Annotated in this window: 2 rRNA genes; both read right to left on the reverse strand. The window is 42.7% G+C overall.

What is annotated here, in order from left to right:
* Nucleotides 1–267: 267 nt before the first annotated feature.
* Nucleotides 268–383 (reverse strand): 5S ribosomal RNA (gene rrf, locus A9260_RS15140).
* 93 nt (nt 384–476) lie between these two features.
* Nucleotides 477–701: ribosomal RNA gene (locus tag A9260_RS15145) — 23S ribosomal RNA — on the reverse strand; the annotation flags it as partial.

Raw genomic sequence — 701 nt, forward strand, 5'->3', positions numbered from 1 at the left:
TTCCAACAGAATAGTAATGAATTGACTGTGCCAATGATTAAAAATCATTGTATTGGTCACTCAGTTCATTGATAAATCTTTTCGATTATCATCAACGAGTGCCCACACAGATTGATAGGTTTAAATTGTTAAAGAGCGTGCTTTGAGTGCCTTAACACTTAAGCAGGTCGCATATATTACGCGACTGACTGTTAAAGTCAACATAAAACTCTAAGTAAATTAGAACTTTATGGTGACTCACCTCATACGAGATAAGTCAAAATTAAAGCCTGGCGATGTCCTACTCTCACATGGGGAAACCCCACACTACCATCGGCGCTATTATGTTTCACTTCTGAGTTCGGCATGGAATCAGGTGGGTCCACAATGCTATGGTCGCCAAGCAAATTTTAAAATTCGGAAAACTGTTATCTAAAAGTTCTTATACACATTCAATCTGTTCTTWCTTCGAGTCCACAAAACCCCTTGGGTGTTGTATGGTTAAGCCTCACGGGCAATTAGTACAGGTTAGCTCAATGCCTCGCAGCACTTACACACCCTGCCTATCAACGTTCTAGTCTCGAACAACCCTTTAGGACACTTAAAGTGCCAGGGAAGACTCATCTCAGGGCTCGCTTCGCGCTTAGATGCTTTCAGCGCTTATCGATTCCGAACTTAGCTACCGGGCAATGCCATTGGCATGACAACCCGAACACCAGAGG

Source organism: Vibrio sp. UCD-FRSSP16_30 (genome assembly GCF_001676025.1).
Classification (GTDB): Bacteria; Pseudomonadota; Gammaproteobacteria; order Enterobacterales; family Vibrionaceae; genus Vibrio.